Source organism: Kineosphaera limosa NBRC 100340 (genome assembly GCF_000298215.1).
In the GTDB taxonomy this organism is placed as follows: domain Bacteria; phylum Actinomycetota; class Actinomycetes; order Actinomycetales; family Dermatophilaceae; genus Kineosphaera; species Kineosphaera limosa.
The window spans coordinates 18705-33254 of the sequence record NZ_BAHD01000012.1 but is presented as its reverse complement, the minus strand read 5'-3'; the positions used below and the strand labels follow the sequence as shown (position 1 = coordinate 33254).

11 protein-coding genes are annotated in these 14550 nt (G+C 70.5%); 2 read left to right on the top strand and 9 right to left on the bottom strand.

Features of this window, described 5'->3' with window-relative positions; translation table 11 throughout:
* Positions 1-200 precede the first annotated feature (200 nt).
* The 4 genes from scpB to KILIM_RS04165 all read right to left on the bottom strand — a co-directional run bounded on the left by scpB (position 201) and on the right by KILIM_RS04165 (position 4064).
* The gene (gene scpB / locus KILIM_RS04180) at positions 201-905 is read right to left on the bottom strand and encodes an SMC-Scp complex subunit ScpB (protein WP_006591377.1); all 705 of its coding nucleotides are present in this window, start codon (positions 903-905) and stop codon (positions 201-203) included.
* Complete coding sequence (locus tag KILIM_RS04175; RefSeq protein ID WP_006591376.1) at positions 902-1777, bottom strand: segregation and condensation protein A; 876 nt, start codon at positions 1775-1777, stop codon at positions 902-904. The genes scpB and KILIM_RS04175 overlap by 4 nt, the downstream gene beginning before the upstream one ends.
* Positions 1778-1869: 92 nt before the next feature.
* A complete protein-coding gene (locus KILIM_RS04170; protein ID WP_006591375.1) occupies positions 1870-2832 on the bottom strand; it encodes a ParA family protein in 963 nt (320 codons plus the stop codon).
* 146 nt (positions 2833-2978) lie between these two features.
* Positions 2979-4064: a site-specific tyrosine recombinase XerD gene (locus KILIM_RS04165; protein WP_040562171.1), complete on the bottom strand. Its 1086-nt coding sequence runs from the start codon at positions 4062-4064 to the stop codon at positions 2979-2981.
* 147 nt (positions 4065-4211) lie between these two features.
* Between KILIM_RS04165 and KILIM_RS04160 the strand changes: the two genes are divergently transcribed.
* Positions 4212-4970, top strand: a complete 759-nt coding sequence (locus KILIM_RS04160) for a hypothetical protein (RefSeq protein ID WP_006591373.1) — start codon at positions 4212-4214, stop codon at positions 4968-4970.
* Positions 4971-4993: 23 nt separating this feature from the next.
* On the opposite strand, the gene KILIM_RS04155 is transcribed toward KILIM_RS04160, so the two are convergent.
* The 3 genes from KILIM_RS04155 to KILIM_RS04145 all read right to left on the bottom strand — a co-directional run bounded on the left by KILIM_RS04155 (position 4994) and on the right by KILIM_RS04145 (position 9626).
* Positions 4994-7084 carry an HNH endonuclease signature motif containing protein gene (locus tag KILIM_RS04155; RefSeq protein WP_006591372.1) on the bottom strand — a complete coding sequence of 697 codons (2091 nt, stop codon included), beginning with the start codon at positions 7082-7084 and terminating at the stop codon, positions 4994-4996.
* 454 nt (positions 7085-7538) lie between these two features.
* On the bottom strand, positions 7539-8891 hold the full coding sequence (hisS, locus tag KILIM_RS04150) for a histidine--tRNA ligase (RefSeq protein WP_006591371.1): 1353 nt from the start codon (positions 8889-8891) through the stop codon (positions 7539-7541).
* A gap of 36 nt (positions 8892-8927) precedes the next feature.
* On the bottom strand, positions 8928-9626 hold the full coding sequence (locus tag KILIM_RS04145) for an MBL fold metallo-hydrolase (protein WP_006591370.1): 699 nt from the start codon (positions 9624-9626) through the stop codon (positions 8928-8930).
* 214 nt (positions 9627-9840) lie between these two features.
* On the opposite strand from KILIM_RS04145, the gene KILIM_RS04140 reads away from it, so the two are divergent.
* Positions 9841-11751, top strand: coding sequence for a DUF349 domain-containing protein (locus tag KILIM_RS04140; protein WP_006591369.1), 1911 nt, complete (start codon positions 9841-9843; stop codon positions 11749-11751).
* Positions 11752-11852: 101 nt separating this feature from the next.
* On the opposite strand, the gene zwf is transcribed toward KILIM_RS04140, so the two are convergent.
* Both zwf and bioB read right to left on the bottom strand, forming a co-directional pair.
* Complete coding sequence (gene zwf / locus KILIM_RS04135) at positions 11853-13277, bottom strand: glucose-6-phosphate dehydrogenase (RefSeq protein ID WP_006591368.1); 1425 nt, start codon at positions 13275-13277, stop codon at positions 11853-11855.
* Between the two features lie 114 nt (positions 13278-13391).
* Entirely contained in the window at positions 13392-14528 is a 1137-nt protein-coding gene (gene bioB, locus KILIM_RS04130) for a biotin synthase BioB (protein ID WP_006591367.1), read from the bottom strand.
* Positions 14529-14550 lie beyond the last annotated feature (22 nt).

The window sequence follows — 14550 nt, the reverse complement described above, 5'->3', positions numbered from 1 at the left end:
GTCCGAGCGCCCGCCGTCCGAGCGCCCGCCGTCCGAGCGACCGCCGTCCGAGCGACCACTGCCGAAGCGACCGCCGCCCGAGCGGCTGCCACCACCGGAGCGGCCACCACTGCCCGACCGGCCGCCGTTTCCTGGTCGGCCGCCGCCGCCGGAGCGGCCACCGCCCCCACTGCTGGGTCGGCCGCCGCGTGCGCCTGGGCTCATTGATCGTTCTCCTGAAGGATGCTGTCGAGGATGTCCGCCTCGGGAAGGTACGGGGCCAGCGGCGGTAGGTCATCGAGTGACCGCAACCCGAGACGCTGGAGAAAGTAGGGAGTTGTGCCGTAGAGCACCGCGCCGTGCTCGTCGTCGACCCCGATTTCGGTGATCAGCCCCCGTGTCAGCAGGGTACGCACTACACCGTCGACGTTCACGCCGCGCACCCCGCTGATGCGCGCCCGTGAGACGGGCTGGCGGTAGGCGACGACTGCGAGCGTCTCCAATGCGGCCTGGCTGAGTCGCGCCCGCTGGCCGTCGAGCAAGAACTTCTCCACGACCGGAGCCAGATCATGCCGCGAGTAGTAGCGCCACCCGCCGCCGATCGACAGCAGCGCAAACCCGCGCCGGGTCTCCTCGTCGTCGGCCGCGATGGCGACCAGCGCCTGTTCGACCTCCGGCTCGGGACGCTCCAGGGCCGCAGCCAACGCCGCCGAGGTCACCGGCTCCTCGACGACCATCAACACCGCCTCAACCGCAGCCCGCAAGCCGCCGGGCACCGCATCGACGTCGAAGGTCTCCTCGACCTGCTCCTCCGGCTGGTCCACCTGAGCCTGCTGCTCCTGGGCGGATTCCCGGGCTGATTCCCGGGCGGATTCCGCGGCGAAGTCCGGGCCGGACGGCGCGGTCCCTACGATCGGCTCGCTCACCGGCGCTCCTCCTCGCTAGTCGGTGTCGGTCCGGGTGCCGACTGACCGTCGGGGTCGGCCTCGGGGGTCGCATCGCCGTCATCGAACTCGGCCCCGACCCGCACGTGCCCCTCGTCTCGCCCGACCCAACGGACCGTCAACTCGGCGAGCGCCTCCTCCTGCTCGAAGGCTACGGCCGCTTCGCGAAACAACTCGAGCAGCGCCAAGAAGCGGGCGACGACCACGAGCGTGGTGTCGGCGTCGGCCACGAGGTCCCGAAAGGAGGCCACCCGCAAGGTTCGCAGTCGGCCGACGACGATGTCCGCCTGCTCGCGGACGCTGACCGCGGGCGCATGCAGGTGGGCGACCCCGACGGTCGGCGGTGGTTTGGGCGTCAGCGCCGCAGCGGCAATCTTGGCGAGCTGCTCGGGGGTCACCGACAGCACGAGCTCCGGCAGCAGCGCCGCGAAGCGCGGCTCCAACCCGGCCTGCCTCGGCGTGAGCCGACCGTGCGTCGCGATACGTCCCTCGATCCAGCCGGCGACATCCTTGTAGGCGCGGTACTGCAGCAGCCGGGCGAAGAGCAGATCACGCGCCTCGATGAGCTCGAGATCCTCCTCCTCGTCGCCGGTGCGCGGCAGCAGGCGGGAGGCCTTGAGGTCCAGCAGGGTCGCGGCGATGAGGAGAAACTCGCTGGCCTGCGACAGGTCCCACTCCCCCAGCTCCTGCTGCGTGCGGATGTGAGCGACGAACTCGTCCGTCACGCGCGCGAGGGCGATCTCCGTGATGTCGAGCTTGTGCTTGGAGATGAGCCCGAGGAGCAGGTCGAACGGGCCGGAGAAAACGTCGAGGTGCACCTCGAAAGGGGTGCCGGCGGCGCGGCGGGTCAGCACCCCGCCGGGGGTTTGCTGGCTCTCGCCCGAGACTGGCTGGGGGCTCTCGCCGGGGGATTGCTGGCTCTGCGGCTCGGCGACGGGCTTGGTGCTCAGGCCGCGCCGCCTCGGCTGATCAGTTCGCGGGCCAGCTGCCGGTAGGCCTCGGCGGCCCCGTGGTTGGGGGCGTACTGGGTGATCGGCTCGGCCGCCAGCGTCGCGTCGGGGAACTTGACCGTGCGGCTGATCACGGTGTGGAACACCCGGTCTTGGAAGTGATCGACGACGCTGCGCACGACCTCCCGGCTGTGCAGCGTGCGCCCGTCGTACATCGTGGCCAGAATGCCGTCGACCTGCAGGCGCGGGTTGAGCCGGTCGGTGACCTTGTCGATGGTCTCGACCAGCAGTGCGACCCCGCGCATCGCGAAGAACTCGCACTCCAGCGGGATGATGACGCCGTGCGCGGCCGTGAGCGCGTTGACGGTCAGCAGCCCCAGCGAGGGCTGGCAGTCGATGAGGATGACGTCGTAGTCGTCGAGCACCGGGCGCAGCACTCGGGCCAGCACCTGCTCGCGGGCCACCTCGCCGACCAGCTGCACTTCGGCGGCGGACAGGTCGATGTTGGCGGGCAACAGGTCGAGGTTGCGGGTGCGCGTGGACTGGATGACCTCGCGCACGTCGTGACCGCGCTCGACGAGCAGGTTGTAGATCGTCAGGTCGAGCTCGTGGGCCCGCAGCCCGAAGCCGACGGACAAGGCGCCCTGGGGGTCGAAGTCGACGAGCAGCACCTTGCGGCCCAGCTCGGCGAGTGCGGCACCGAGGTTGATCGTGGTCGTCGTCTTGCCGACGCCGCCCTTCTGGTTGCACATCGCGATGATGCGCGCCGGGCCGTGGCGATCGAGCGGAGCCGGTTCGGGGAAGGTCGGCATGACCCGGCCGGTTGGGCCGATGTTGCCTTCGCCGGCGGTCTCGGTGCCGGGGAGGCGGCCGTTGGACCCCTCACCGTCGTACTCCGGGTCGTATGCCGGGTCGCCGTCGATGTCGGGCTGGGACTGCGCGACCTGCTGCAGGGCCATCGGTGTGCCACTCTCCTGTTCGGACGGCGGACGCATCGTGCACGAGGTCGGATCGTGCACCTGTCTGACATGCCTGGGCGGCCTTGCGGCCCCCCGCCACCCGGCCTGCGGCCGACTCTAGCAGCGCCGGAAAAGCCCGGCTGGAGTCAGCGTGCCCGGGGATGCGATGCGGCGTACACCTCGCGCAGCCGCTGCACCGTGACGTGCGTGTAGATCTGGGTCGTCGTGACACTCGCATGACCGAGCAGCTCCTGCACAACCCGCACGTCGGCACCCCCGTCGAGCAGGTGCGTCGCGAAACTGTGCCGTAATGTGTGCGGTCCGATGCGATCGGCCAGTCCGTGCAGCTCCGCGGCGCTCCAGGCGCATTGGGCGGCGGAGTGCTGCGTTGCCATCGCGTCGGCGGTGGCGGGGTCGGGGAGGCGCGCCGCCTCGCCCCGCTCGGCGGTGGCCGCGAGGTGGCGGATGATGTTCCAGGCGCTCTGGCGACTGAGCCGACTGCCGCGCACCCCCACGAACAGGGCTGCCCGCGCCCGACCGGGGGCGGTGGCCACGAGTGCGGGTCGGCCGCGCACCAGGTAGGCGGCGAGCGCGGCCCGAGCGTAGCTGCCGACCGGGACGATGCGGTGCTTGCCGCCCTTGCCGACCAGCCGCAACGCGGCGGCGATCGCCGGCCCGCTCGGCTGTCCGCGCACTGGCTGGTCGTCGGGGTCGGCGTGCACGTCGTCCACATCCAGGCCCACTGCCTCGGAGATGCGGGCGCCGGTGCCGTAGAGCAACTCCAGCAGGGCGCGGTCGCGCAGCGACACGGGGGTCGCTCCGTCGCCGGCGGCGGCGATGAGCGCCTCGACTTGGCCGGTCGACAGCGCATCGGGCAGCCGCCGGGAGGTCGTGGGCGGCCGGATGCCTGCGGCCGGGTCGGTCTCGGTGCGCCCCTCCAGCAGCAGAAACCTGTGCAGTCCTCGGGCTGCGATGAGGGCCCGGCCTGCCGAGGAGGCCGCTAGTGGGGCCCCGTGGCGCCCCTCGCGCAGAGCCACCACGAAGTCGCCCACATCGACTGGGCGAACTCGCGCGGGATCGGTGACTCCGGCCAGGGTGAGGTGCTGCGCGTAGCGGGCGAGGTCACGTCGGTAGGAGGCGAGGGTGTTGCTCGACACTCCGCGTTCGACCTCCAGATGGGTCAACCAGTCGTCGATCGCGCGCGTCAGCGCGTTCGACTCGGGCCCGGCCATGTGCGCATCGTAGGCCCGGGGACCTCCGCCGCTGCGCACCCTCTCCGGCCCCTTGGCCCCGTGCGGGCTCACGCGGTCGGGCCAGGCTGAGGCAATTTGCGGCGGTTCGCCGATACGAACAGGACATCGGCCAGGCAGGATGTGCGCATGTGGTACGCCCAGACACCCCGCCGCCGGCTCGGTCAAATGCTGTTCGACGGTGCCGTGGCTGCGTGGGCGCTGGCGTGGATCTGGGTCGGGCAGTGGATGTACGCGCTCGTGGTCGCACTGATGCAGCCGGCGTTGAAGCTGCACTCGACCGGCCTCTCCTTCAATCAGACGATGCAGCAGACGGCCGGGCAGGTGCGTGACCTGCCGATGGTCGGTGAGCAGTTGACGGGTGCGTTCAACAACCTGGCGGGCACCGGCTCCGATATCGCCAGCATCGGCTGGGACACGGCCGGTGCGGTGGAGCGGCTCGCAGTGGCGCTGGGCATCGCGACGGCGGCGGCACCGATCCTCATCGTCGCCATCCCGTGGCTGTTCTTGCGGGTGTCGTTCTACCAGCGCGCCTCGGCGGCACGACAGTTCATCGACGCCGACGCCGACCTCGACCTGTTCGCCCTGCGGGCGCTGGCCAACCAGCCGATGCCGAAGTTGGCCGCCATCAGCGACGACCCGGTCGCGGCGTGGCGCGCCGGTGACCCCACTGTCGTGCGCCGCCTGGCGAGCCTCGAGCTTCGCTCGCGTGGGCTGAAGGTGCCCACCAAGTTGAAGCGACGGGGCCAGTCCGCCGCCACGAGCGAGAATCCAGGGATCGGCCTCTCGCCCGCCCACGGACTCCAGAACGGACCGACGGGCGACGGGCCCGGGGGTTGGGGGCCAAGGGGCGACGGCTCGCAGGGCGAGGAGCCGAGGGGCGGCTGACCCGATCACCCCACCGACCCGCCTCAGAACGGGGGCGTGTCGTAGTCGGGCGACGCCGCAGGCGGACGGGTCGTGGCCGCAGCCGGGTCGCCGCAGGGCTCGCGACCTGCCGCGCGTGGGCGTTGCTCTGGGCGACCTACCCTCGACCGCGAGGTCGCTGCGCTGGTGGCCTGATCGATACCCCAGGTGCTGTGCCGCGGGAACTGCCCGTAGGCCCGGCGGGCGTAGGCAGGCAACTCGTCGGTGCTTTCCCCGCCACCGCCCGGTGTCGTCGGGGGTGAGCAGACGCGCTTGAGTAGCTTCTCGATGCGCAGATCGTCGACCCGCTCCTGGGTGGTGGGCCGCGCAGCGACGCCGCAGCTCTCGCCGGGCAGGCTCGGATCGAGCCAGGCCGCAGCGCCGGCGCAGTCGTCGTGCCCCACACCTGGCTCGGCGACGTGCCTTGTATCACCGAACGGCTGGCGGGTGCCACCCTGCGGGATCGTGGTGCGGCCCAGGGAGTGGGCCAGGTCCCGCTCCATCTCGGGGTCAGTGGCTCGGCAGTGTTCGATGTGCTGGCGGTAGGCGACGATCCGGCGGGCGGTGGCGTCGTCGGGGCCTTGCTCGCCGGCTGTGTCGGGGTCGTGGCCATAGCGGACCGGGTAGCTGCGGTACGTGCCGCCGAACGTCTCCCAGGTGACGACGCCGGTGGCACCGTCCTGGTCGGCGCGCCACCAGCCGCGTGTCTTGTACTCGTGGTGTCGCCCGCCCTTGGGAGTGACATTGCGGGTCGTCGTGGCCCCCAGCGGCCACGGGATGCCGTGGTCCAGTTCGCAGGTCGCCGCCGGCTGGGTACAGCCTGGCGCCACGCAGGTGCCGTAGCGGGCGGTGACGAACCGGCGCATCGCCGCGGTTGGCCGGTATCGGTCGGTGGAGGCCTCGATGACCTGGCCGTCGTGGGGGTCGGTCACGATCCGCGCCAGGGTCGTGCCCTCGGCGCAGGCGACATCGCGTACCAGGTCGGCCGGCAGCAGCCCGCGCGGTGTCTGCCCCGGGTCGTCGGTCACCCCGACCAGGGAGGCGAGGGAGATCGTGACGTTGATCCGCCCCGCGGGCACCGCTCCGGCGAAGACTGACGAGAGGGTTCGGGTGCACAGCCCAGCCCCCACATCGGTGCAAGGCACCGGACACCCGCAAACCTGAGCAGCAACACCGTTCGACGCGAGACCGTTCTTGGCGGCAACAGCGCTGAGTGCAACACCATTCTGCGCGGCTTGAACGGGCTGCGGCGGGCCCTCGCAGCGCCCTGGCTGCCCCCCGATGACGAGGTCGAGAGCGATATCGGAGCGCAACTGAGCGAGAGTGCGTTTGTCTCCCCCGGAGCGGAGTCGCCGAGCCAGGGAATCGACCCGCTGGTGCGCCGCGCCGACCCGCTCGGCCGATCCGGTGATCGTGTACGAGCCCATGCCGTGCTCGGTGAACCTGCCGAAGGCGTCCCGCTCTCTTCGTGCCCTGGCGCGCTGGCGCTCGGAGTCCGCACACGCCGACAGCGCCCGCCCGAGTCGACGTGTGAACAGCGACCACGACACGACCTCGCCCCTGCGCGGTGGCGCCAACACCCGCCGGGCGACCTCGTCGGCGACACACGAGGCCTGTTCCTTGGTGCGCTCGCGCACCTTTCGGGCCCGCTCCCAGGTGCACTCGCCGTCGCGCATCGCCTCGTTCAGTCGGCGAGTCGCCTCGGGGGCCGCGGTCACGAAATCAGCCCGGGCCTCGCTCTCCCACGACGGGACCCCAGACGCCAGTGACGTCTCTTCGGCGACGAGCGACTCCACGAGCTTGCGCACGTCGGGGTCGCTGCCGCGCCCGTTGAGCTCCTCCGGCTCCCGACCTTGCGCCTCGAGCACCCCGTCGACCATCCGGTCGGTGGCCGCCAGCTGGACGTAGCGCAGCCACGTGATGAGCCGCTCCGACTCCGCGACCAGCTGCACCAACTCACGAACACTCAGGTCGAAGAGGCGCCCGGGGGCCTCGTTGCCCGGGCCGAACCACGACGGCAACTCGGCGAACAGCACGGGCGCACCCTCGCTGCCCTGCCGACTCCTGTCGGTGGTGGGCGGCATGCTGTCAGCCATCGCGCTCTTCACCCCCTTGAGCCTCCGGAGCCCTCCCCGGTAGAGCCTTTAGTTTATCATGCTAGTACTGAATATCGCCAGGTATATCGGTTGATTTAGCTCAGGATTTCGAATCTCGATGACTCTCAGGGGAGGTCACTTGGTCGCTACCCGCGCGGCGCGGACCGTCCCCTTGATGGGGGCCAGGGGCCGGATACGGGGTGGGACGCGGGTCGACTACGGGTCGGCCAGATCCAGCACCGGATGAGTCGTCACTTCGGCGGGCTAATCGTCGCTCCCAACTGACCGCTCGCCCACGGAATTGACGACTCGCCGCGCACGAAACGCCCGCTCGCGCACCACAACGACGACTCGCGCAGAGGGCGAGCCGCCCGAGCGGCCTGCTCGGGGCGGCGTCGCGATTGCCCGACCGGCCTGTCGGGGTGCCCCGGCGATCCCCTGCAGGCTTGCGGACCTACTCCTGCGGGTCCGCGATCAACTGGGGGCGCAGGTCGCGGGCCGGCGGCACCCAGGCGGCGGGGTCGGCCTCGGTCTGCTCGCCGGAGCGAATGTCCTTGACGGAGTGCGCGGCACCGGGCTCAAGCGGCGGGAACCAGACGTAGGGGATGCCGCGGCGGTCGGCGTAGCGGATCTGCTTGCCGAACTTGGCGGCGCTGGGCGCCACTTCGGTCGCGACGCCGCGTCCGCGCAGGGCGGCCGCCAGCGACGCAGCCGCGGCGCGATCTTCCTGCGTGTTCAACGCCACGAGCACGCAGGTGGGCGTCGGCCGCGACGAGGCGATCGCCCCGGACGGCACGAGCCGGCCCAGCAGGCGGGAGACCCCGATGGAGATGCCGACACCCGGGTAGGTGTTGCGCCCGTCGGAGGCCAGCGAGTCGTACCGGCCCCCGGAGCACACCGAGCCGTACTCCTCCTGCCCCACGAGCTGAGTCTCGTAGACCGTGCCGGTGTAGTAGTCGAGGCCGCGGGCCACCTTGAGGTCGGCCACGAGGACCCCGGGGGCGTGCTCCATCCCCGCGGCCATCACCGCTGCCAACTCGGTCAGGCCCGCCTCGAGCGTCTCGTGCTCCACCCCGAGCGCTCGGACCGCCGCAACGAACGAGGTGTCCGTCGCGCTGATCCGCGCCAAAGCCAAGCACTGACGCGCCTGCTCGTCGGTGGCGCCGAACTCGACGAGGGCGGCGTGCACCGCCTCACCCCCGACCTTGTCGAGCTTGTCGACGATGCGCAGCACCCCGGCGACCTGCTCGGGGCCGAAGCCGATGCCGAGGTAGAAGCCCTCGGGGATCTTGCGGTTGTTGACCTGGATGCGGTAGGGCCCGATCGGCAGTCGAGCGAAGACGTCGGCGATGACCAGGGGCACCTCGGCCTCGTAGTGGAACGGCAGCTCACCCGCTCCGACGATGTCGATGTCGGCCTGCGTGAACTCGCGGTAGCGACCCTCCTGCGGGCGTTCGCCGCGCCACACCTTCTGAATCTGGTAGCGGCGGAACGGGAACGTGAGTTTGCCGGCGTTCTCCAGCACGTACCGCGCGAACGGCACCGTGAGGTCGAAGTGCAGCCCGAGGTCGGAGTCCTTGCGCTCGTCGGCGTCGCCGGCGAGGCGGGAGACGCCGTAGATCTCCTTGTCCGCGTCGCCGCCCTTGCCGAGCAGTCGCTCGACGGGCTCCACCGCCCGGGTCTCGATGTTGACGAAGCCATGCAGCTCGAACGTCTCGCGGACGATGTCGAGCACGAGCTGCTCGGTGAGGCGGTCGGTCGGGAGCCACTCCGGGAAGCCGGAGAGGGGGGCGATCTTGGTTGCCACGGGTGCGTACAGTCCTTTGCTTCTGAGAGGCGCTGGTTACAGGCCCTGCAGATAGGGGTTGGCGGCGCGCTCGCGCCCGATCGTCGTCGCCGGGCCGTGGCCGGGAAAGACCAGCGCGTCGTCCGGCTGGGTCAGCACAACATCACGCAGGCTGGCGCGCATGGCGGCGTCGCTGCCGCCGGGCAGGTCGGTGCGGCCGATGCCGCCGTTGAAGAGCACGTCGCCGGCGAAGATCGTGCGCGTCAAACCCGCGTCGGCGGGCAACTGGTCGGGCACCTGCTCGGTGCGGAACATCACCGACCCCTCGGTGTGGCCCGGCGCGTGCAGCACGGTCAGCGGCACCCCGGCGATCTCCAGCGTCTGCCCGTCGGTGAACTCCACGACGTCGTCGGGCTCGTGCCAGGTCGCCTTCGCCCCGAACTGCGCCTCGAGCATCGACACCAGCGCCGGGTCCATCGTGGCCAGGGGGTCGGCGAGTCGATAGCGGTCGTCGGGGTGGATGTGGGCGGCGATGCCCCGCGATCCGCAGACCGGCGTCACCGAGTACACGTGGTCGAGATGACCGTGTGTCAGCAGCACCGCGGCCGGCTTGAGCCGGTGCTGCCGAAGCACCTCATCGAGTCGGTCGAGCACGCCGATGCCGGGGTCGACGACGAGACACTCCTGCCCCTCCGCCGGCGCCACGACGAAGCAATTGGTTGCGAACGCCTCTGCCGGAAAGCCGATTAAGAACACGTCGTCAGCCTAGTCGGGGGCGCGCAGGGCACGGACAAGGCTCTGAACCGGGCGGCCACGCGCCGCGGGGCTGTCCGCATGGCGAGCGGCCAAGTATCGTGAATAGGGACGTTCCTTGCACCGAACCGCGACGTCCGACCGATTCCGCCCGCCCTCATCACGGCGGGTGCGGACGCTGCGGTGTCCTAAAAGATCCGAACAGAAGGCCCACCTCGTGTCCGATCAGAGCATCTCCCCGCAGCCCTCCGTCGCGCCCGACGACCGCAACGACGCGCCACAGGACGCTCACGACGGGCTCGCGGGCGCCGGGGCGCCACCTGCGCCCCCCGAAGCCGACGCCGCAGCCGAAGCCACCGCAGTCGCTGAGGCCACCGCAGTCGCTGAGGCCGACACCGAGAACGAGGCCCTCGCCGTCAGCGAGGTCATCGAAGCCATGGAGGCCGCGGAGGCGTCGAACACCCCGGCCCATGATGAGGCCGCGCCGATCACTGTGGCGCAGGTGCCAGAGCCGGTGTCTCGCGTGACCGCGGAGGCGATGGCTCGGTTGGCCGACGGCGACGACGGTGTCTCGGCCGAGGCGGAGCAGGCCGGTGAACACCTGGCGCAGACCGCAGCGGAGCTGGAGCTCGGTGAGCCGGAGGTGGGCGAGGCCCCGGCACCGGTGCAAGGCGAGGCGGCGACCATGGTCGCACCCATCGACGCCGAGCATGCGGTAGACACCACAGCGCCGCTGGACGCGCCGCCCGCCGGAGAGGCCGCAGCGGCTTCGGCGACGGTTGAGGCCACGGACTCGGCGATTCCGAGCCCGGCGCCCCCGGCCCCGGCGGCAGGCGCGCCGACGCCGACCCCTCCGGCCGCACCCGCGCCGCAGCAGGATTCGGCCCGCTTCGGACGGGTGGACGACGACGGCACGGTCTACGTGCGCACCCCCGAAGGCGAGCGGCCGGTCGGCTCCTACCCAGGCGCCTCCCCCGAAGAGGCGCTGGCCTACTTCGCCCGCAAGTTCGACGAGGTCGACGCGCTGGCCGACCTGCTGTACCAGCGGGTGACGCAGACGGACCTGTCGGCCAAGGACGCCCACGACAGCCTGACGAACCTGCGGCAGGCGAGCCGAGATCTGCACGCCGTCGGCGACTTCGTCGCGTTGCAGACCAAGGTCGAGAACATCGCGACCGCTCTCGAGGCCCGGCGGGTCATCGATGCCGAGCAGCGGGCTGCGGCCCGCGAACAGGCCCTTGCGCAGCGGGAGAAGATCGTCGCCGAGGCCGAGCGCATCGCCGCTCAGCCCGAGGCGAAGGTGCAGTGGAAGGCCAGCAGCGCCCGCATGCGCGCGCTCCTGGATGAGTGGAAGGCGGCCCAGCGCGGCGGCCCGAAGCTCGACCGGGAGGCCGAGCAGTCCCTGTGGCAGCGCCTCAGCTCGTCCCGCAACTCGTTCGACAAGATGCGCCGCGTGCACTTCGCCCAGTTGGGCAGCGCGCAGTCGCAGGCCAAGGCCGCCAAGGAGGAGCTCGTGGCGGAGGCGGAGAAGCTCGTCGGCTCGACCGATTGGGGTGCGACGGCGGGTGCCTACAAGCGGCTCATGGACCGTTGGCGGCAGGCGGGCCGAGCGGCCCGCAGCGACGACGACGCCCTGTGGAAGCGCTTCAAAGCCGCCCAGGACCAGTTCTTCGCCGGCAAGGACGCCGTGGTCGCCGCCGAGAACGAGGAGTTCAAGGCCAACCTCGCGGTCAAGGAAGAGTTGCTGACCCAGGCGCAACAGCTCCTGCCCGTGCGGAACGTCGAGTCGGCCAAGGCCGCGCTACGCACCCTCCAGGAGAAGTGGGACGCCGCCGGCAAGGTGCCCCGCTCCGACATGGACCGCATGGAGCGCGGCATGCGTCGCATTGAGCAGACCGTGCGCGAGGCCGAGGACAAGCGCTGGAAGTCCTCGAACCCGGAGGTCGCCGCCCGGGCCGCCAGCCTGGCCAGCCAGGCCGAAGCAGCCTTGGAGAAGTACCGCAAGGATCTGGCCAAGGCGCAGGCGTCCGGCGACCAGCGCCGCATCACCAAGGCTCGCGAGGCTCTGCAGGCGCGCGAGGCGTGGCTCAAGCAGGCCCGCGCCGGGCTTGCCGAGTTCGGGGGTTGAGAGTCGGCCGGTTGAGCTCGGGCACCCCGCTCGATCACACGGGGCGTGGCGGCAGCGAATTCTCTGCCGCCACGCCCCTTTTCCGCTTACAGACGCGGCTCTCAGTCGCGCCAGGCGCGCTCGAACGGCAGGCGCCAGGAGAACGGCGCGACGAGCTGGTGGATGCGGTTGGGCCCCCACGATCCGACCTGGTAGGGGCGCACGATGGGCGGGTTCTCCAGGAGGGGTTCGCTGACCTCCCAGAGCCGTTCGATGCCGCTGGCCGTCGTGAACAGCGTGCTGTCGCCTCGCACGGCGTCGTAGATGAGGCGCTCGTACGCCTCCAGCACCGAGCCCGCCCAGTTCGTGCTCTCCATGGCGAATTGCATCGACAACTTGTCCAGCCGATATCCCGGGCCGGGGCGCTTGCCGTAGAACGACAGCGACATGCGCGGCTGGTCGGACAGGTCGAAGGTCAGGTGGTCGGGTCCGTGGTCACCCACCCCGGAGCCCGGCGGGAACATAGAACGCGGCGGCTCCTTGAACGCGATCGAGATGACGCGAGCGCCCTCTCCCATTCGCTTGCCCGTCCGTAGATAGAAGGGCACGCCCGCCCACCGCCAGTTGTCGACGTAACACTTCAGCGCCACGAACGTCTCGGTTTCGGAGTCCGGCGCCACCCCGGGCTCGTCTTTGTACCCCACGTACTGGCCGCGCACGACATCCTGCGGTTCGACCGGCAGCATCGAGCGGAACACCTTGTTCTTCTCCCGGCTGATGGCCTTGGGCTCCAGGGCCGTCGGCGGCTCCATGGCGGTGAACGCGAGTACCTGGAAAAGGTGTGTGACGACCATGTCGCGATAGGCGCCGGTGGCCTCGTAGAAGTCGCCGCGTTGAGTCAAGCCGAGGGTTTCCGGCACGTCGATCTGGATGTGATCGATGTGGTTGCGGTGCCAGATCGGCTCGAACAGTCCATTGGCGAACCGGAAGGCAAGAATGTTCTGAGCCGCCTCCTTGCCCAGAATGTGGTCGATCCGAAAGATCTGCTCCTCGACGAAGGTCTCGTGCAGTTGTCTGTTCAAGGAGACGGCGCTGGCCAGGTCGGTGCCGAAGGGCTTCTCCATGATGATCCGGCTGCGCTTGACCAACTTGGCCTGGCCGATCATGTCGACGGCGGCAAGGGCGGCCTTGGGTGGCACCGAGAGGTAATGCAGCCGGAGCGAGTCGCTGCCCGGCAGGCTCTGTTCGGCACGCAGCACGGCATCCCGCAAAGCCTGCGGGCCGGCGCTGGAGGGGACGTAGTCGATGTGCTGGGCGAAGGCCCGCATCGCCTCCTCGTCGGCACCCTTGCGGGTGCCGTGCTGCCGGATAGCCGCCAGGGCTTGGTCGCGAAAGGCCTCGACCGTCAGCTCGTCCAGCGAGGTCCCGACGATCCGCAGGTCGTCGAGCAACTGCGAGCCGAACAGGTGGAAGAGTCCGGGAATGAGCTTGCGTTTGGAGAGGTCGCCGGTGGCGCCGAAGAGCACGACGGTGGCGGGCGCAGTCATGCCGTCCTGTCGTCCGCGCGGCCGCACACCTGCGCAAAACCGGTCGTCCCACGGTGGGCGCGGGTGCAGCGCAGACCGGTTGGCCCCCTCACCCGGGCCGAAGCCGGTCTCGGGTCAGGCGTTCGCCGGGAGCGTCGTGCCCGCGCCGCGGCGGCGAATGCCGAGGCCGGCCTCTTCGGATGCCCGCTCCTGCCCGCCGGACGTCCCTTGGCGGGCAGAAGGGGGCTGGGGGCCGGCAGTGCACGCCCCTGCAGGTGCACTGTCGGCCCCCAGTACCACAAAGCCGTTGTCGGCGATGAGTGCCAGATCGTCGCGGGCCGTCTGCCCCTGGGAGGTCAGGTAATCGCCGAGGAAGATCGAGTTGGCCACGTGCAACGCCAAGCCCTGCATCGACCGCAGGTGCAGCTCCCGTCCCCCCGCGATGCGGATTTCGGCGTCCGGACACACGAACCGCGCCATCGCCAGAATCTTCAGGCAGCGCAGGGGCGTCAGGTTCACCGGTTCCCAGGCATCGCCGGCGGGCGTGCCGTCGAAGGGCATGAGGAAGTTCACAGGGATCGAGTCCGAACCCAACGCCTTGAGCGCGACCAACGCCTCGACGAGCTGTTCGTCGCTCTCCCCCAGCCCGGCGATCAAGCCGCTGCACGCGGACAGGCCGGCCCCTTGGGCGCGGCCGACCGTCTCGACCCGGTCGGCGTAGGTGTGGGTCGACACGATCGCGTCGTGGTGTGAGGCGGCGGTGTTGATGTTGTGGTTGTAGGCGTCGACGCCGGCCTCGGCGAGGCGTTGGGCCTGCCCCTCCTGCAACAGGCCGAGGCAGGCGCACACCTCGACCTGCGGGTGCTCGGCCTTGATGGCCCCGACCATGTCGGCAACCCGCTCGATGTCCCGATGGCTCGGTCCACGGCCACTGGAGACCAGGCACACCCGTCGCGCCCCGCCGGCCACACCGGCCTCGGCCTGCTCGAGCGCCTCCTGCGTCGAGAGCCACGAGTAGCGCAGGATGTCGGCGTTGGACCCCAGCGCCTGGGAGCAGTAGCCGCAGTCCTCGGGGCACATTCCCGACTTGAGGTTGACCAGATAATTGACTTTGACCGTGTTGCCGAAGAACGCCCGCCGCAACCGAGCCGCCGCGGCGACGACGTCGAGCACGTGATCATCGCCCGCCTGCAGCACCGCGAGCGCATCGTCGGACGTTGCCGGCGTGCCGTCCAGCACGGCCTGCGCCAGCTGATCGAAGGTGGTGGTCATCGACTCTCCTCAAGGTTCGGCA

What these genes read in the sequence shown, in the direction of transcription:
- KILIM_RS04170 (WP_006591375.1), bottom strand. Translation starts at nt 2,832, where the DNA reads ATGGCCCTGCAGCAGGTCGCGCAGTCCCAGCCCGACATCGACGGCGAC.
- KILIM_RS04165 (WP_040562171.1), bottom strand. Translation starts at nt 4,064, where the DNA reads ATGGCCGGGCCCGAGTCGAACGCGCTGACGCGCGCGATCGACGACTGG.
- KILIM_RS04160 (WP_006591373.1), top strand. Translation starts at nt 4,212, where the DNA reads ATGTGGTACGCCCAGACACCCCGCCGCCGGCTCGGTCAAATGCTGTTC.
- KILIM_RS04155 (WP_006591372.1), bottom strand. Translation starts at nt 7,084, where the DNA reads ATGGCTGACAGCATGCCGCCCACCACCGACAGGAGTCGGCAGGGCAGC.
- zwf (WP_006591368.1), bottom strand. Translation starts at nt 13,277, where the DNA reads ATGACTGCGCCCGCCACCGTCGTGCTCTTCGGCGCCACCGGCGACCTC.
- bioB (WP_006591367.1), bottom strand. Translation starts at nt 14,528, where the DNA reads ATGACCACCACCTTCGATCAGCTGGCGCAGGCCGTGCTGGACGGCACG.